The sequence below is a fragment of the Streptomyces sp. NPDC046939 genome, from assembly GCF_040644575.1.
GTDB lineage: Bacteria > Actinomycetota > Actinomycetes > Streptomycetales > Streptomycetaceae > Streptomyces.
In genome coordinates, this window is sequence record NZ_JBEYWV010000045.1 from 1 (window position 1) to 17427 (window position 17427).

Consider the following 17427-nt stretch of genomic DNA (forward strand, 5'->3'; position numbering starts at 1 on the left):
ACAAGGCCGGGCGGGCCCCTGCACGGGGCGGGCGCCTCTGCCGTGAGCGACAGGCTCTCAGGTGAGCCCGCGCTCGCGGGCCGCCGTCTCGGCGAGCTTCTGGAACTCGCCGAGGTCGTAGTTGGCCAGCGTCGAGTCGAGGTTGGTGAGGGCGCCGAGGCGCTCCACGAACCCCTTCGGGTCGTACTCGATCTGCAGCGTCACCCGGCTCGTGGTGTCGCTCAGCCGGTGGAAGGTCACCACCCCGGCGTGGTCCACCCCCTCGACGGTGTGCCAGGCGATCCGCTCCTCCGGGACCACCTCGGTGAGCTCGGCGACGAAGTTCTTGTCCGCCCCGGGCAGCTCCAGCTGCCACGCGAAGCGCCGTTCGTCGAGCGGCTCCACCAGGCGTACGTGGCTGAGGAAGGCGGGCCAGCGGGACACGTCGCTCCACAGCTCCCAGGCGACGGAGACGGGGGCGTCGAGGTCGACGGACTCGAGCAAGGACGCGGACATGGGCACCTCTTTCCGATCGTTCGCGGGGGTCAGGCCTTCTGCCCGGACGCGGCCAGCTCCTTGAGGTCGACGGTCTCGCCGGACCCGGGAGCCTGCGGGCGGACGGGCTTGCCGTAGTCGCTGAACGTGGCCGTGTTGGGCTCCTCGCCGCCACTCGTCGTCGTCCGCAGGATGTACGGCTTCCCCTCGGTGGCCACGTACAGGGTGAGGGTCTCGCCGCCCGACGTCTTCTTCGTCAGCTTGATCGCCTCGGCGCCGTCGACGGTGGTCGTGCCGTCCTTCTTCAGCCCCTTGCGCTCCGACTTGTCCTCGTCCATGGACGCGACGAGCCCCTGCTTGTCGCACAGGCCCTGCGTCATCGAGTCGTCGGCGGGTGCCTTCACCCATTTGTCGGCGACCTTCGGCACGACCTTGTCGCCACCCGGCTGGCTCTTGAGGGCGTGTCGCCAGTACTCCTCGTCGCCGCGGAGGTACAGCGTCGCGTTCGTGTGGCGTACGTCCGCCTGCGAACCACCGGTGCTGATCGTGCCCTCGCAGTTCTTCTCCTGGTCCACCGACAGATCGACGGTGACCTTGGTCCCCGACGCCCCGGCCTGACGCACCGTGCCCTTCATGTGCAGCGAGTCGGCCTGCTTGGTGGCCTGGATCGCGTCCGCCGCGATGTCGTCGGCGCTCTTGCCCGCGAAGGGCTCGTCGTCGCCGTCGTCGCTCCCGCACCCCGCCAGCGCCGCCAGGGCCACCCCCGCGACCGCCGTCGTCACCGCTCTGCCGACCCTCGTGCCGACCCTCATGGAACGCGCTCCCTTCTCGACGAACATCCGGGGACACCCACCGCCCCCGGTCGCTCCACGGCCGTCGGGGCCGCGGAACGCCCCCTTTACCCCAGGTGCCCGGTCCATCACCGGAACGCCGCTTTCCACTTTTCGCGGCGGTGACCGCGCGCTCCGCCCACCGGGCGCTTACGGTGAACGAGCGGCAGACCGGAGACAGCGATGACCTCAGCCAGGAAGTCACGGAAGACACCCATCGGTCTGGAACAGCGCATGTCCCTGACCGGCACAGGAACCTTCGACTGGGACCTGGACAGCGGGGCGGTGAGCCTCGACCCGAGCTCCCACGACCTGCTCGACCTGACCCCGGAGGAGTTCGGCGGCACCATGTCCGCCCTGCGGGAGCGCGTCTCCTCGGAGGAGATCGTCCGGATGACCTACGCGGTCACCGAGGCCATCACCTCCGGCGCCGACTGCTACGGCGTCTACTTCCGCGCCCACCGCAGGGGCGGGGCCGTGCACCTCATCCACGCGCGCGGGCGCATCCTGCGCGACGAGGACGGCCGCCCCTCCCGCGTCGTCGGCGTGATGCGCCCGGCCGCGGGCGACGGCACGCAGCTCGCGGCCGTCGACCCCAGGGAGGAGCACCGCCAGGGCATCGCCCTCATGGTGCAGGGCACCACCGACGCCCTTTCCCGCGCCGTCACCGTGGACGACGTGGTCGCCGTCCTCTCCGGCGCGAGCGGCCTGGACCGCTTCGCCGCCGACGGCCTCGTCCTCGGCCTCGTCGACGGCGACCACCTGAAGCTGATCGCGCTCGTCGGCCAGACGATGCAGGCCCTCGACGAACTCAAACTGCACAAGGTCGACGAGTCGGTGCCGCTCGCCCAGGCCGTCACGACCCGCCAGCCCCGCTTCATGGGCTCCCTGTCCAGCCCCGCCCGTGACTACCCCCGCATCGGGCCCTATATCGACGAGATGCACCTCGACTCGGCGGCCTTCCTGCCGCTCGTCGCGCAGGACCGCGCCATCGGCGGACTCGCCCTGTTCTACCGGGGCCGCAAGGAGTTCACCGACGCGGACCGCAATCTGTGCATCGGCCTGTCCGGCATCGTCGCCCAGTCGCTGCAGCGCGCCATGCTCTTCGACGAGGAACGCGACATCGCCAAGAGCCTCCAGGCCACCATGTTGCCGCGCGGCGTCCCCGAGGTCGCGGACACCGAGGTCGCCGTGCGCTACCACGCCGCCTGGGGCGGCCGGGACGTCGGCGGCGACTTCTACGACGTCATCACCCTGCCCCGGGGCCGCATCGGCGTGGTCGTCGGCGACGTCCAGGGCCACGACACCCACGCCGCCGCCATCATGGGGCAACTGCGCATCGCCCTGCGCGCCTTCGCCGGCGAGGGCCATGCGCCCGCGACCGTGCTCTCCCGCACCTCACGGTTCCTGGCCGAACTGGACACCGACCGGTTCGCGACCTGTACCTACGCGCAGTTCGATCCCGCGACGGGCATCGTCCGCGCGGTGCGGGCCGGACATCTCCCGCCCCTGGTCCGGCACGTCGACGGGCAGGTCGGCGTGCCCCGCGTACGGGGCGGGCTGCCGCTCGGGCTCGCCAGCGAGTTCGGCATGGAGGACTACCCCGAGGTACGGCTCGACCTCGTGCCCGGCGAGACGCTGGTCCTGTGCACGGACGGGCTCGTGGAGGACGCGGGGCTCGACCTCGACACCGGTATCCGCAACCTCGCCGAGGTGCTGCGCACCGGCCCTGAGTCCGCCGAGGAGCTCGCGGACCACCTCTCGCGGGCGCTGTGGGAGCGCTGGGGCAGCAGTGACGACGTGGCGCTCCTCGTGCTGCGCCGGCTGCCCGACCCCGGCACCCCGCAGGAGCCGCGCATCCACCGCTACGTCCACCAGGCCGACCCCGAGGGGCTCGCCGACACCCGGGCGGCCCTGCGCGACCACCTCATGTGCTGGGGTCTGGGCTCGGTGGCCGACGACGTCGAACTGGCGGCGGGAGAACTCCTCGTGAACGCCCTCGTCCACACCGAGGGCGGCGCGATCCTCACCCTGGAGGTGCTCACCGGGCCGCCCCGCCGCGTCCGCCTCTGGGTGAAGGACCGCTCCAGCTCCCGCCCGCGCCGCAGATCGCCCGGCGAGACCGCCACCTCCGGGCGGGGCTTGCTCCTGGTGGAGGCGGTCGCGTCGTCCTGGGGCGTGGAGCCGCGCGGCGAGGGCAAGGCGGTGTGGTGCGACTTCCGGGCGGAGGACGACTGACGTCCCTCAGCCGCCCGGCCGGTCAGCCGGTCAGCCGACCGGGGCCAGGTCGGTGATCTTCCGGGTGGTGAGGTCGGACTGCACCTTGACCTTGGTGACCTGCGCGTCCTTACCGTCGCTCCATGTGAGGGTCACCAGAGCCGTGGAATGCCCGGCCCCCGAGCCGGTGTACGACACCGCCCACTTCACCGGAACGTTCTGCGCGAACAGAATTCCGTCCGCGTGTTGCTCGGCCTCATATGCGGCCACCTTCTTCTGTGCGGCGGGGGAGAGGTAGAAAGCGCGCAGCGCCTTCGCGTCGGCGGCCGATCCCGCGTCCTCGTTGTCCCAGATGGCGTCGATGTAGGCGCCGTAGAAATTGGCGACCCGCGTGGTGGTGCTGCGCGGGTCGCCCTGCGAGGCGGGGGCCGCCGCGACAGTGCGCGTGCCGCTGCCCGAGGACGGGCCGGCCAGGGCCGGGGTGACGGCCGCGAGGCTCAGAACGGCGGCGACGCCGCCCGCGGCGATGAAGCGGGTACGGATGGTCTTGCGCATCGGAAGTGCCTTCCCCGTGAAATGTGGCTGTGTGCAAACCGTGGTCACAGGAGAAGACGGCGCATTTCTCGCGGCAGTTGCAGAGAATCCGAAGAATTTCCGCGAAGGCCGCTGCGGACGGGTACGGCAAAAGGGTTGTACGCCGAAAATAAAAGACCCGGTAAAGGTGTCGGACGGGGTCGGCCGAACAGAAAGAAGGGGCGGCACGTGGGTGCCGCCCCTTCGTCTTCTCGACCGCGCCCCTAGGACTGGGGGCGGCTGCCGTGGTTGGCGCCGTTCTTGCGGCGGGCCTTCTTCTTGCGGCGTCGCTTCGAGGACATCGCTACCTCCCAGGGTCGGTGTTTCTCGTGGTTCTCCCTGGAACGGTCCAGGCGAGCACGGGCTCCCTACCCGGTCACACACGCCTCATGGTGTGACCTGCGTCACTCCATGCTCCTCAGTCCTCGTCCCCCTCCTCCTCGTCGCCCTCGAAGAAGTCCCCGACCTCGTCGACGACCTCCGCGGCGACCATGCCCCCGACGACGCCGACGGCGAGCCCGGCCGCGCCCGCGGCGACCGCGGTGCCGACACCCGGCCCTGACCGGTGGCCGTCCTCGTGGAAACCGCCGTGGTCCTGCCCGTACGCGGCGTGCGTGCCGTACGCGGACCGGTGCTCGATCACCTGCCGGACCCAGGAGTCGACGAGCGCGTTCCAGTCCTGGTGGTGGATGTCGTCGTGGCCCACGGTGAACCGGGTGACCGCGTCATGCCCCGACGAGAACAGCCCACCGCGCTTGTCCGCCTCCAGGACGACCTCCATGCCGCCGGGCGTGGCGAGGAAGGTCACCTCGATCTCGTTCACCTCGTGCGCGTACCGCGGCGCCGGGGTCAGCTCGATCTCCTGGTAGAACGGCAGGCTCTGGCCGGTGCCGCCGATGCGCCCGTACTCGAGGTCCGCGGAGCGGAAGCCGAAGCCGAGCTGCCCGAACGCCTCCAGGATCGCCTCCTGCACGGGCAGCGGCCCGACGGCGAGCGGGTCCAAATCGCCCCGGTCCCTCGCGCCGGCGACGGACAGCTCCGTGCGCACCCCGAGGACGATGCCGAGCGGTTGCCCGTACAACTCGGTGACCGGCGTCTCCCAGGGCAGGGTCACACTGAACGGCACGCTGTGCTCGGCGCCCTCGGCGAGCCGGAACCCGCCGCCGACCACGAACCGGTCGAAGACGACGACGCCCTCGCTCTCGCCCTCCTCGTGCTCGGCCTCGACACGGGCCACGAGTTCCAGCGTGATGTGCTCGACCGTGAAGTCGCCGCTGCCGCCCTTCAGATGGACCTGGCCGGAGAGGCTGCCGCCGGGGACGGTGGCCCCCGGGGCGAGGACGGTGTCGACAGTGGGGCCGCCCACGCCGAGCGAGCCGAGCAGTCGTTTGAACACCATCGAAGCGTTCACTTCCTTTTCTGCGGGGTGGTGCGAGGGGGAACGGGAACCCGGGTGGCGTTCCCTTCGTTCTGCAAGTCCTGCGAGTCTTTCTACAGACACGTAGAAGTCGCAGCGCGTAGAAGTTACCCGAGATCCCCCGAACGAGAAGGAGTCACAGCCCGCGATGGGTGCGCCTCTCCTTGGTCAAGTCCTGCTCCTGGCGCTCGCCTTGGTCCTCACACTCGCCTGTGCCCTCTTCGTGGCCGCCGAGTTCTCCCTGACGACCGTCGAGCGCGCCGACCTGGAGCGCGCGGCGCAGGCGGGGGAGCGGGGTGCGAGCGGGGCGCTGAAGGCGGTGCGCCGCCTGACGTTCCAGTTGTCCGGCGCCCAACTCGGCATCACCGTCACCTCCTTGGTCATCGGCATGCTCGCCGAGCCCTCCCTCGCCGCGCTGCTGCGCGGCCCGCTGGACGCCGCCGGCCTCGGCGGCGCCGCCTCCTCGGTGGCCTCCGTGCTCGGTGTCGCCCTGTCCACCGTGCTCCTCATGGTCATCGGTGAACTGGTGCCGAAGAACTGGGCGATCTCCCGCCCGGTCGCCGTCGCCAAGGTCGTGGCGGGGCCGCAGCGCGGCTTCACGGCGGCGTTCGGCCCGTTCATCCGGCACCTGAACAACACGGCGAACCGGTTCGTGCGCCGCTTCGGCCTCGAACCCGCCGAGGAGCTGGCCTCCGCCCGGACCCCGCAGGAACTGGTCGCGCTCGCCCGGCACTCCGCCGCCGCGGGCGCCCTGGAGCCCGACTCGGCCGAACTGTTCGTCCGTACCCTGCACCTGAGCGAGCTGAGCGCGGAGAACGTCATGACGCCGCGCGTCGACGTGCGGGCCCTGGAGGCGCACGCCACCGCCGCCGACACGGCGAACCTCGCGCACGCCACGGGCCTCTCCCGCTTCCCGGTCTACCGCGACAGCCTCGACGACGTCATCGGCACCGTCCACATCCGCGACGCCCTCGCCCTGGAACCGGAGAAGCGGCGGCTCACACCGGTCACCGACCTCGCCACACCGCCGCTGCTCGTGCCCGACAGCCTGCCCGCCGACCGGCTGCTGCGACAACTGCGGGAGAGCCGCACCATGGCCGTCGTCATCGACGAGTACGGGGGCACGGCCGGGGTCGCCACGGTCGAGGACATCGTGGAGGAGGTCGTCGGCGAGGTCCGCGACGAGCACGACCCCGTCGAGACCCCCGGCCTGCGCCCCGCCGCCGCGCGCACCGACGGCCGCGCCGTCTGGGAGGCCGACGGCGGCGTCCGCATCGACGAACTCGCCGCGATCGGGCTCACTGCGCCCGAGGGCCCGTACGAGACGGTGGCCGGCCTGGTCGCCACGCGCCTGGCCCGCATACCCGTCGAGGGCGACACCCTGACGGTCGACACCTGGGAGCTGACGGTCCTGGAGGTAACCCACCACCGAGCCGACCGCATCCGCGTAACGGGCCCGGCCCCGACCCCCACGAACGCGCCCGCGCAGCTGACGGGCGACCCCCGATGAGCGCGCCACCCGTCCTGACCGCGACAGGGCCGGGGGCCCGTACGTCTGCGGAGGACCGTGCTGATCGTCCGCGCCAGCACCCGGCTCACCGGGCACACCCCGGCGGTCGCCGACACGGCCGTGCAGTTGACGGGGCTGGTCCGGCGCGCGCGCTGTCCGCGCTGACCATGACGCGGCCGGGGGCCCGTCCCTCCGGCGGGAAACACATGCTGGTCGCTGTCGGCGTTGCTGATGTCGCCGCGCGTTTGACCGGAGAGGGTCGATAGGTCTCATGTCCGTTCTGCAGCTTGTCATCGGGGTGTTCACCCTCGTCACCAACGCCTTCTTCGTCGGGGCCGAGTTCTCGCTCATCTCCGTGCGGCGCGATCAGATCGAACCCCGGGCCCAGGAAGGGGAGAAGCGGGCGCGAGCCACCTTGTGGGCGTTGGAGCACATCTCCGCGATGCTGGCCACCGCCCAGCTCGGGATCACCGTTTCGTCGTTGGTTCTCGGTGCCGTCGCCGAGCCCGCCATCGCCCATCTCCTCGAACCCGCCTTCGAGGCCGTGCACGTGCCGCACGCCGCCGTGCACCCGATCTCGTTCGTCATCGCCCTGACCGTGGCCACGTACGCGCACATGCTGTTCGGCGAGATGGTCCCCAAGAACATCGCGCTGGCCGCGCCCGTGCGCACCGCGCTGCTGCTCGCCCCGCCCCTGGTCGCCGTCACCCGCCTGGTGAAGCCGGTCGTGTTCGGCATCAACTCCTTCGCCAACAGCCTGCTGCGCCTCCTCAAGGTCGAGCCGAAGGACGAGGTCGACGCCGTCTTCACCGACGACCAACTGGCCCGGATGGTGCTGGACTCGAGCGAGGCCGGGCTGCTCTCCGCGGCCGACGGCGAACGGCTCCGCGACGCCCTGGAGCTGGGCACGCGGCCGGTCGGCGAGATCGTCGTGCCCGCGCAGCGCATGCGGAAGGTGCCGGCGGACATCACCCCCGCCGGGCTCGAACGGGTCGCGGCGGGCGCCGGTTTCTCCCGCTTCCCGGTCACCGGCCACGACGGCACGGCGCTCCTCGGCTACCTCCACATCAAGGACACCTTGGGCCGCACCGACCGCGACGTGTCCTTCCCGCGCTCGGCGCTGCACCCGTTGACCCGGGTCAGCATCGACACGCCGCTCGACGACACGCTCACCGCGCTGCGCGCCCAGGGCAGCCATCTGGCCGCCGTCACGGGCGACAAGGGGACCGTCATCGGCTTCGTCACGATGGAGGACGTCCTGTCGGAGCTGGTGGGCCCCGCGGCACCGGCCTAGGTTATGATTTCGCTATTGCGCAAGTGATTGAGCAACGCAGCTATTGGAGGTAGTTCCTGTGGGTCTTTCCCTGGCCAAGGGTGGCAACGTTTCTCTCAGCAAGCAGGCGCCCGGCCTGACCGCCGTCGTGGTGGGCCTCGGCTGGGACGTGCGTACCACCACCGGAGCCGACTACGACCTCGACGCCTCGGCGCTGCTCTGCGGCGCGGACGGCAAGGTCCTGTCCGACCGCGACTTCGTCTTCTACAACAACCTCAAGAGCCCCGACGGCTCGGTCGAGCACACCGGCGACAACCTCACCGGTGAGGGCGAGGGCGACGACGAGTCGGTCAAGGTGAACCTCGCCGCCGTGCCCGCCCAGGTCGAGAAGATCGTCTTCCCCGTCTCCATCCACGACGCCGAGGCCCGCGGCCAGAGCTTCGGCCAGGTGCGCAACGCCTTCATCCGCGTCGTCAACCAGGCCGACAACCAGGAGATCGCCCGCTACGACCTCTCCGAGGACGCCTCGACGGAGACCGCCATGGTCTTCGGTGAGCTGTACCGGCACGGCGCCGAGTGGAAGTTCCGCGCCGTCGGTCAGGGCTACGCGTCCGGGCTGCGCGGCATCGCGCAGGACTTCGGCGTCAACGTCTGAGGCGACGTAAATCACGGGCCGTCCGCGCGAGACCGCGTTACCGTGGATGTCATGAACGTCAAGGGCCTGTGCACCACCGCGGCAACCGCGCGAGCGACCAGCTCGCCGGTTGCCGCCGCCTGACGTTCCACCTCATCCATCGGCGACCGGAGACGGCCCGCCGATGGTCTCTTGGCCTCAAGCCCGGTTTCCGGTGATCGTGCGGACCCGTGTCCGGTGCCTCCCCGCTCGACAGCGAAGGAGCCACCCCATGAACACCCGTGACCCGAACCCGCGGAGCACCCGGCCTAGCCTCACCACGGACGGCGTCATCAAGACGTTCGTTGAGTACTACGAGGACCGCGGCCACCGGCGCATCACCGGCTCCACCCTGCTCCCGCCGCCCGGCGACCCCGTGCTCTTCACCACCTCGGGCATGCACCCCCTCACCCCGTACCTGGAGGGGAAGCCGCATCCACAGGGGCGGCGCCTGGTCAACGTACAGCGGTGCCTGCGCACCACCGACGTCGACGAGATCGGTGACCCCACCCATCTCACCGTCTTCAAGATGCTCGGCACCTGGTCGCTCGGCGACTACGAAGGCCCGCAGAGCCTCGCCTGGGGCCATGACCTGCTCACCGAAGGGCTCGGCGTCGACCCGGGGTTGCTCCACGCCACTGTCTTCGGCGGTGACGGACAGGTCGGACGGGACACCGGCTCCCTGCGGGTCTGGGAGGAGCGCGGGGTTCCGGTCGAGTTCACCGTCGAGGACAACTGGTGGTCCAACGGGCCTACGGGGCCCTGCGGACCCGACTCGGAGATCTTCCTGTGGACCGGCGACACCCCGCCGCGCTCCACGCCCACCCAGGACGAGCGCTGGGTCGAGGTGTGGAACCACGTGATGATGCGCCACCGCCGCCTGCCCGACGGCACCCTCGTCCCGCTGCCGCAGCGCAACGTCGACACCGGCCTCGGCGTGGAGCGCCTCGTCTCCCTCCTCCAGGGCAAGGACTCGGTCTACGAGTGCGACGTGTTCGACCCCTGGCGCCGCGAACTGCCCCGCGTGTGGACCCTGGACGAGCCCTCGTGGCGCCTGGTCACCGACCACCTGCGCTCGGCCGTCGTGGTCATCGCCGACGGCGTCCGGCCCGGCAACACGGGGCACGGCTACGTCCTCCGCCGTCTGCTGCGCCGCGCCCTCACCGTGCTCTGGCGCGACGACTCCACACGCCGACTCGACGACTTCCCACAGGAGTTGGTGCACCACACCCTGGACCACTTCCGGCAGTCGACGGACCCGGACGAGGTGCGGCGTGTGCTCCTCGACGAGGAACGCCGCTTCGGCCGACTCCTGACCCGGGGACGTCAGGTCCTCGCCCGGCCCCGCTTCCAGGGGCCGCTCGACGAGGACGACCTGCACTACCTGCACGACACGCACGGCCTGCCGCGCGACCTCGTGCTCAGCCTGCGCTCGGAGGAAGGGTAGGAGCAGGCCCTACAGGCGGTCGGCGCGTACGTCGCCGTTGACGGTCGCCAGCGTCATCGTGGGCGCGGAGCCGTCGGTGGCGGCGGGCAGCGTGACCGCCGGGCGGCCGTGGTCCGTCGTGGCGTCCACCCGGTAGCCGGGGGCGTCATGCGGCACGGCGACGTCGACCGAGCCGTTCACCGTACGCGCCGAGACCCGGCGCGGGGCGGTCGCGCAGTCGAGGGTGACATCGCCGTTGACCGTGCGCGCGCCGAGGGCCGAGGCGCGTACGGAGGTGGTGTGCACGGAGCCGTTGCGGGTCGCGAGGCGCAGCGACGCCTTGCCCGCGCCGGAATCGGCCACCGTCACATCGCCGTTCACCGTGGTCAGGTCGAGGGGGCCGGTCAGGCCCGCGGCGTCGATCCCGGCGTTGCGGGCGGTGACCGTCACGGCCGTGCCGGCGGGGACCTGGATCTCGGGCATACGCGGACACGGCCGGCCCGGCTGCTCCCGGTCGCGGCAGCTCAGGTCGAGGACGCGGGTGTCGTCGTGGCGTGACCAGTGGTGGGCGACGGCCCTGTCGACGCCTACTTTGTCGCCGTCGGTGGGGCGCAGCCGCACACCGTTGTCCGTGGTGATGGTCAGCCGCAGGTCGGACGCGGCCAACTCGGCGCCCCGCGCCGAGGCGTGGCCGTCGCCCCCGCCGCACCCCGCGAGGACGGGAACGGTCGCGAGGCCGAGCACCGCGGCCGCCAGGCGCCGGGCGGATGTCATCGTCGCTGCCTTCATTCCGGCCGCTTGCCCCGCACCGGCCCCGGCACGCGCCTGTCCCGGAGCTTCCGTGGCGCCGCATGATGGGGGCGTGCGGTTGTGCGGGCCGGGGTAGGCGCCCCCGCACACGAGCCGCCGCGCATGCGCGGCCCGAGGACCGAAGGACCGAGGATGGAGCGAGCGCGGGTGACCTTCCCGGCGCGCTGGGCGACCGGGAACGTCCTGGTCGTCGATGTCGCCGGGACGTTCGACGACGCCGTGGCCGCCGAGTTGTGCGGGCTGCTGGGCCGTATGACGGACACCGGTCAGCGCCTCTTCGTGCTCGACTTCAGGGGCGTCGAGCACTGCACGACCGGCGCGGTGCGGCAGTTCGTCGGCACGGCCCTGGGGACGGAGGGCGCGCCGGACGCCGGCTCCGTCGCCCTGGTCGCCCACGCCGCGGCGCGCTCCGCGCTACGAGCGGCGGGCGCGGACCGCCTCAGGGGAGGCATCCACGCCACCCTCACCGACGCGATCAAGGCATGCCACCCGTCGACCCCGGAGGAACTGGGAGAACCAGCACCCTGACCCACGCGGAACCGCTCGGCATCAGCCGTCGCGCAGCGCCTCCCGTACCGCCGCCTCCGCGTGCAGCCGTGCTGTCGGGAAGACCGGGACCGGGCTGTCCTCGGCGCCGATCAGCAGCTCGATCTCCGTGCAGCCGAGGACGATGCCCTCCGCGCCCGCCGCCACGAGCCCCGCGATGACCTCCTGGTACGCGGCGCGTGAGGCGTCCCGGACGATGCCGAGGCACAGCTCCTCGTAGATCACCCGGTGCACGAGCGCGCGGCCCGCCTCGTCCGGGACGAGCACGTCGAGGCCGTGGCTCGCGAGGCGGCCCCGGTAGAAGTCCTGCTCCATGGTGAACGCGGTGCCGAGCAGCCCGACCCGCTTCGCGCCCGCCGCGCGGACCGCGTCCGCCGTCGCGTCGGCGAGGTGCAGCAGCGGTACGGACGTCGCCGCCCGCACCTGGTCGGCGACCTTGTGCATCGTGTTGGTGCAGATCAGCAGCAGATCGGCGCCGGCCGCCTCCAGGCTCCGGGCGGCCGCGCCGAGGACGCGGCCGGCCTCCTCCCAGTCGCCCGCGACCTGCAACCGTTCGATCTCCGCGAAGTCGACGGAGTACAGCACGATCCGCGCCGAGTGCAGCCCGCCGAGCCGGTCCCGCGTCAGCTCGTTGAGCAGCCGGTAGTACTCGGCGGTCGACTCCCAGCTCATGCCGCCGATCAAGCCGATGGTCCTCATGGCCGACAGGGTAGGGTGCGCTCCGGTACTGCCCGACACGGGGTGCCCCGAGAAGCGGGGCTGAGATCACACCCGTAGAACCTGAACCAGTTAGCACTGGCGGAGGGATGTCAGCGAGATGTCGATGCCGCACGCTTCCACGCAGCCGCGCGAGGCCGCCTTCGACGGGCGGATGCCCGCCGCCCCCGGTGACTGGCGCCCCGAGGCGCGGGGGATCGCGCCCGTTCCCGAGAGCCACCGGTACGGCGGTGCCGGGCGCCTGTTCACCGTGTGGTTCGCGCCCAATCTGACCATGAGCGGTGTCTTCACCGGCACCGTCGGCGCCGCGCTCGGCCTGGACTTCGGCACCGCGCTCGCCGCCGTGGTCCTGGGCACGGTGCTGGGCGCCGTACCGACCGCGTACCTGGGGACGTGGGGGAGCGCCACCGGGGCCGGTCAACTGCCGCTGGCCAGGCTGGCGTTCGGCCGGGGCGTCGTCGTCCCCGGCACCTTGCAGTGGCTGTCCTCCATCGCCTGGGACGCGCTGATCGGCCTGTTCGGCGGTGACGCGCTCGCCCGGCTGTGCGGCTGGCCGTTCTGGCTGGGGGCGCTGGTGATGATGGCCGCGCAGGGCGCGTTCGGCGCGCTCGGCTACGAGGCGATCCACCGCCTGCAACAGTGGATGACGGCCGTCCTCGCGGTCGCGTTCTGCGCCCTGGCGCTGCGGCTCGCGGACGCCGGGGTCACCCCGGCGGGGCACGGCAGCGTCCACGGGGCCGACCGCGCGGGCGCGTTCGCGCTGACCACCACCATCGCGCTCAGCCTGGCCCTCTCCTGGGCCCCGTACGCCAGCGACTTCAGCCGCTACCTGCCGCGCACCACCTCCCCGGTCCGGATGTTCTGGTGCACGCTCGCCGGTGTCGTCGTCTCCTTCACGGCCGTGCAGGCGCTCGGCCTGTGGGGTGCCTCCGTCTTCACCGACCAGACCGCGCGAGGTGTCGACACGTTGCTCGGCGGCGGGGTCGTCGGCTCGGTCGGGCTCCTCGCCGTGGCGCTCGCCGCGCTGTGCAGCAACGCCATGAACGACTACAGCGGCTCGCTCGCCCTCCAGGTCGTCGGCGCCCGCCTGCCCCGCCCGCTCGCCGCGGCCCTGGCCGCCGCGCTCGGCTTCCCGCTGGTGCTGTGGATGCACGCCGCCGACACCGCCGCCCGCTTCCAGAACGTCCTGCTCTTCGTCGGCTACTGGATCCCCGGCTTCGTCGCGGTCGTCCTCGTCGACTGGCTGGCCCGGGCCCGCGCCCGGCGCGGCGCCCCCGTCGACCTGGCCGGCGAGTCGTCCCGCCGCCGGCCGGTCGTCCCCGCCCTGGTCGCGTTCCTCGCCGCGTTCGCCGCCACGGTCCCGTTCATGAACACGTCCCTGTACGTCGGCCCGGTGGCCGAGGCGCTGCACGGCGCGGATCTCGGCTACTACGTGGCGTTCGGCACGGCGCTGCTCGTGTACGCCCCGTTCCGGTCGCGCGCGAGCTGACCGGACACGTGTTCCCGCACCTCGCCTACGATCTGCGGGGTGTGCGCAAACGTCATGGTCGCCGAAGACGACGAGAAACAGGCCGAGCTGGTCCGCCGCTACCTGGAGCGTGAGGGCCACGCCGTCACCGTCGTACGGGACGGGCGGCAGGCCATCGAGGAGATCCGGCGGGGCGAGCCCGACCTGCTCGTCCTCGATGTGATGATGCCGCGGACCGACGGGCTCGACGTCGTACGGGTGCTGCGCGCCGAGGCGCGGGAGATCCCCGTCCTGATGCTGACCGCGCGCTCCACCGAGGACGATCTGCTGCTCGGCCTCGACCTCGGCGCCGACGACTACATGACGAAGCCGTACAGCCCGCGCGAACTGATGGCACGGGTGCGGACCCTGCTGCGCCGCACCCGCCGGGGCGGCGCGACCGGCCCGGCGTCGGCGCGGCTGACCGTCGGCGCGCTCGTCGTCGACCCCGACCGGCACGAGGTCGCCGTCGACGGGGCGGCCGTCGAGTGCACGCCGGGCGAGTTCCGGCTGCTCGCGGCGATGGCGGCGGAGCCGGGCCGGGTCTTCAGCAGGGAGCGGCTCCTCGCCGAACTGCACGGCTTCGACCGCTACATCAGCAACCGCACCGTCGACGTGCACGTCATGAACCTCCGCAAGAAGATTGAGCCGCAGCCGCGCCGCCCCGTCCGGCTGCTCACCGTCTTCGGCGTCGGCTACAAGCTGACGGACCCGGACAAGGGCGCCCGCGATGCGTCGGCGTAGGACCGCCGACGGGCCGCGGACGGACCGGCCCCCGCTGCGCAAGAGCCTGCGCGGGCGGCTCCTCGCCGTCTCCGTCCTCGTCGCCACCTGCTCGGTCGCGGCGACGGCCTGGCTCGCCGTGCAGACCACGTCCGGCGCCATCAAGCAGGAGCAGGGCCAGAACCTCGCCGACGACACACGGATCTACGACACCCTCCTCGGCTACGCCGCCACGCACCCCCGCTGGGACGGCGTCGGCACCGTCGTACGGGACCTGGCCGACTCCACCGGCCGCCACATCACCCTGACCACGCTAAGGCGCGCACCCCTCGCCGACTCGGCGGGCAGCACGCCGCCGCGCACCCTGCCCGCGCAGGCGTCCGCGACCGTCGACCCGCTCTCCGTCGACACGGCGCTCGCCTCCGCCCGGGCCGGGACGCAGGACGCGGCGACGGACCGCATCGACGCGCGCGCGGTCGGCCCGTTCAAGCTGCCCGGCGCGGAGCGCAAGACCCTGCACGGCATCGCCGAGCGGAACAAGGCGTGCCTGCGCTCGCTCGGCATCGCCGCCGACGTCGTCGTGGGCCCGAGCGGACGCCCCGCGGTGGAACCGGTCGGCTCCGGCGCCACCGACGACCCGGGCTACTACAAGTGCGCGACGGGCATCCTCGAACGGCCGACCAGGACGGAGGGCAAGGCGCTCACCGCGTTGACCCGGCTCACCAACTCCTGCCTGCGGCGGCAGGGCCACGACCGCGTCGACCTCGCCCTGGACCTCACCTGGCAGCAGGCACCGCGCGCGGTGGCGGCCAAACGGGCGGCCGCCGAGGAGGCCGCGGCGGCCCAGGACACGGTCCCGCGCCCGGTACCGGCGCCCGCCCCGGCCGAGACCGCGCAGGACGACCGTACGGTCGCCACCTGCGTGGGCACGGCCCGGCGCGAACAGCTCACCTCCTACGTCGCCGCGCCCGCGCTCCTCTTCATCGGCGACCAGGGCGGCGCGACCGTCCCCGGCTTCGACCTCTCACCCCGCAACACGGCGAAGATCACGGGCGTCGCCGCGCTCGTCCTCGCCCTGACCGTCGGCGCGTCCGTCCTGGCGGGCAGGCGCCTCGTGCGCCCCCTGTACGCGCTGACCGGCGCCGCCCAGCGGCTCAAGGACGGCCGCGAGACGCAGCCGGTGCCGGTGACGACGGACAACGAGATCGGCAGACTCGCGGCGGCGTTCAACGACATGTCGGCCCACCGCACCCGCCTGGAGGAGCAGCGCAAGGCGATGGTCAGCGACGTCGCCCACGAGCTGCGGACCCCGCTGAGCACCATCCGGGGCTGGCTGGAGGCGGCGCAGGACGGTGTCGCCGACCCCGACCCGGCGTTCATCGACTCGCTCCTCGAAGAGGCCGTGCAGCTCCAGCACCTCATCGACGACCTCCAGGACCTGGCGGCGGCCGACGCGGACGCGCTGCGGCTGCACCCGCGGCCGGTGCGGGTGGAGGAGCTGCTCGGCCAGGTGGCCACGGCGCACCAGGTGCGCGCGGAGACGGCGGCCGTCACCCTGTCGGTGTGCCGTCCCGAGGCCCCGCTCCCTGAGCTGCGGGCGGACCCCGTACGGCTGCGCCAGGCGGTCGCCAACCTCGTGTCGAACGCGATACGGCACACGGGCCCCGGCGGCACGGTCACCCTGCGGGCCCGCGCCGACGGCGGCGGGGACGAGATCCTGGTCGAGGTCGCCGACACCGGCAGCGGCATCGCCGCGGCGGACCTGCCGTACGTCTTCGACCGGTTCTGGCGCGCGGACAAGTCCCGCAACCGGCGCACCGGCGGCAGCGGCCTCGGCCTGTCCATCGTCCGCAAACTGGCGCAGGCGCACGGGGGTTCGGCGACCGCCGCCAGCACGGAGGGCGAGGGCTCGGTCTTCACGCTGCGGCTGCCCGTCGCGGGTCCGGCCGCTTCCTGATGCGATGAAGACAGCCGTCTGACAGCTTCTTCACAACTCCGCGCGAGCCTGGGCCTGCCGATCAAGGGCGACGCCCGCGGTCGGCACCGCACCGCCGACCGGCGGTGCCTGTCAGGCAGTCCAGGCAAGGGAGTTTTCCGCATGTCCCACCGAGGTTCCCACCGGCGGCCCCGCCGCTCCGCCGTGCGCACCGCCGTCGTCACGGCGGCCGTGACCGCCGGGGTGCTCGCCCCGGCCGGCGCCGCGCTCGCCTCCGACACGACGCCGAAGCCCGTCGCGAGCGATGCGCCGGCGGCGGAGAAGGCCGACAAGGCGTCCCCCGTCCCGGCGACGCGCGAGGACGAGGTCGCGCGCAAGCGGGCGGCGGCGGAGGAGGCCGAGAAGGCCGACAAGACGAGCCCCGTCCCGGTGAAGTCGGGCAGCGACGAGGCGCGCAAGCGCGCGGCCGCCGCCCAGGCGCCGCGCGGCGCGGTGGCCGCGGGCGAGCGCCCCGTCACCGACGACGGCACGGACGTAACCGCGCTCGCCACGTCGCTCTCGGCGGCGGCGCTCCTCGCGGGCGCGGGCACGGTGGCGCTGCGCCGCCGCGCGTCGCGCCAGCGCTGACCGGCCCCTCCCCGGTCCCGTGGCGCCGCCCGTCCCCGGGCGGGCGGCGCCCTCGTCCCCCTCTCCGCTCCCAGGAGTCACCTGTGCACCAGCCGACGCGGCGCGCGGTCGTCGCCCTGCCCCTGCTCGTCCTGCTCGTCCCGCTCACGGCGTGCGACTCCGGCACCG

Annotated in this window: 16 protein-coding genes and 1 riboswitch; of the genes, 10 read left to right on the forward strand and 6 right to left on the reverse strand. The window is 72.6% G+C overall.

The genetic code is table 11. The features are described 5' to 3' along the window. Positions 1-57: 57 nt before the first annotated feature. Both ABZ877_RS35445 and ABZ877_RS35450 read right to left on the reverse strand, forming a co-directional pair. Positions 58-495: an SRPBCC family protein gene (locus ABZ877_RS35445; protein WP_361079935.1), complete on the reverse strand. Its 438-nt coding sequence runs from the start codon at positions 493-495 to the stop codon at positions 58-60. 29 nt (positions 496-524) lie between these two features. Next, complete coding sequence (locus ABZ877_RS35450; protein WP_361079937.1) at positions 525-1286, reverse strand: hypothetical protein; 762 nt, start codon at positions 1284-1286, stop codon at positions 525-527. Positions 1287-1487: 201 nt separating this feature from the next. Between ABZ877_RS35450 and ABZ877_RS35455 the strand changes: the two genes are divergently transcribed. Next, positions 1488-3542 carry a SpoIIE family protein phosphatase gene (locus ABZ877_RS35455; RefSeq protein ID WP_361079939.1) on the forward strand — a complete coding sequence of 685 codons (2055 nt, stop codon included), beginning with the start codon at positions 1488-1490 and terminating at the stop codon, positions 3540-3542. Positions 3543-3572: 30 nt separating this feature from the next. Here ABZ877_RS35455 and ABZ877_RS35460 read toward each other — a convergent pair whose 3' ends face one another. Both ABZ877_RS35460 and ABZ877_RS35465 read right to left on the reverse strand, forming a co-directional pair. Then, positions 3573-4076 (reverse strand): hypothetical protein, encoded by a 504-nt coding sequence (locus ABZ877_RS35460; protein ID WP_361079941.1) that lies wholly within the window; start codon positions 4074-4076, stop codon positions 3573-3575. Positions 4077-4512: 436 nt separating this feature from the next. Continuing rightward, complete coding sequence (locus ABZ877_RS35465) at positions 4513-5493, reverse strand: sporulation protein (protein WP_361079943.1); 981 nt, start codon at positions 5491-5493, stop codon at positions 4513-4515. 166 nt (positions 5494-5659) lie between these two features. Here ABZ877_RS35465 and ABZ877_RS35470 point away from each other — a divergent pair, with 166 nt between their 5' ends. The 4 genes from ABZ877_RS35470 (at position 5660) to ABZ877_RS35485 (ending at position 10414) form a co-directional block, all read left to right on the forward strand. Beyond that, entirely contained in the window at positions 5660-7021 is a 1362-nt protein-coding gene (locus ABZ877_RS35470; protein WP_361079945.1) for a hemolysin family protein, read from the forward strand. 271 nt (positions 7022-7292) lie between these two features. Continuing rightward, on the forward strand, positions 7293-8315 hold the full coding sequence (locus tag ABZ877_RS35475) for a hemolysin family protein (protein WP_361079947.1): 1023 nt from the start codon (positions 7293-7295) through the stop codon (positions 8313-8315). Between the two features lie 58 nt (positions 8316-8373). Next, positions 8374-8949 (forward strand): TerD family protein, encoded by a 576-nt coding sequence (locus ABZ877_RS35480; protein WP_361079949.1) that lies wholly within the window; start codon positions 8374-8376, stop codon positions 8947-8949. Between the two features lie 250 nt (positions 8950-9199). After that, positions 9200-10414 carry an alanine--tRNA ligase-related protein gene (locus tag ABZ877_RS35485; RefSeq protein ID WP_361079951.1) on the forward strand — a complete coding sequence of 405 codons (1215 nt, stop codon included), beginning with the start codon at positions 9200-9202 and terminating at the stop codon, positions 10412-10414. Positions 10415-10423: 9 nt separating this feature from the next. On the opposite strand, the gene ABZ877_RS35490 is transcribed toward ABZ877_RS35485, so the two are convergent. After that, positions 10424-11167, reverse strand: a complete 744-nt coding sequence (locus ABZ877_RS35490; protein WP_361079953.1) for a DUF4097 family beta strand repeat-containing protein — start codon at positions 11165-11167, stop codon at positions 10424-10426. 168 nt (positions 11168-11335) lie between these two features. Here ABZ877_RS35490 and ABZ877_RS35495 point away from each other — a divergent pair, with 168 nt between their 5' ends. Continuing rightward, complete coding sequence (locus ABZ877_RS35495) at positions 11336-11731, forward strand: hypothetical protein (protein ID WP_361079954.1); 396 nt, start codon at positions 11336-11338, stop codon at positions 11729-11731. Between the two features lie 21 nt (positions 11732-11752). Here the strand turns inward: ABZ877_RS35495 and ABZ877_RS35500 are convergent, their stop codons facing one another. Next, positions 11753-12448, reverse strand: a complete 696-nt coding sequence (locus tag ABZ877_RS35500; RefSeq protein ID WP_361079956.1) for an aspartate/glutamate racemase family protein — start codon at positions 12446-12448, stop codon at positions 11753-11755. 28 nt (positions 12449-12476) lie between these two features. Beyond that, positions 12477-12573, forward strand: a riboswitch (TPP riboswitch). Here ABZ877_RS35500 and ABZ877_RS35505 point away from each other — a divergent pair. The 4 genes from ABZ877_RS35505 to ABZ877_RS35520 all read left to right on the forward strand — a co-directional run bounded on the left by ABZ877_RS35505 (position 12567) and on the right by ABZ877_RS35520 (position 17259). Beyond that, entirely contained in the window at positions 12567-13955 is a 1389-nt protein-coding gene (locus ABZ877_RS35505) for a cytosine permease (RefSeq protein ID WP_361079958.1), read from the forward strand. It overlaps the preceding riboswitch by 7 nt. A 39-nt stretch (positions 13956-13994) precedes the next feature. Continuing rightward, on the forward strand, positions 13995-14717 hold the full coding sequence (locus tag ABZ877_RS35510) for a response regulator transcription factor (RefSeq protein WP_361079960.1): 723 nt from the start codon (positions 13995-13997) through the stop codon (positions 14715-14717). Further along, a complete protein-coding gene (locus tag ABZ877_RS35515; protein WP_361079962.1) occupies positions 14704-16653 on the forward strand; it encodes a HAMP domain-containing sensor histidine kinase in 1950 nt (649 codons plus the stop codon). Before ABZ877_RS35510 ends, ABZ877_RS35515 begins: the two co-directional genes overlap by 14 nt. A 141-nt stretch (positions 16654-16794) precedes the next feature. Continuing rightward, on the forward strand, positions 16795-17259 hold the full coding sequence (locus ABZ877_RS35520) for a hypothetical protein (RefSeq protein ID WP_361079964.1): 465 nt from the start codon (positions 16795-16797) through the stop codon (positions 17257-17259). The last annotated feature ends 168 nt before the right edge of the window (positions 17260-17427 follow it).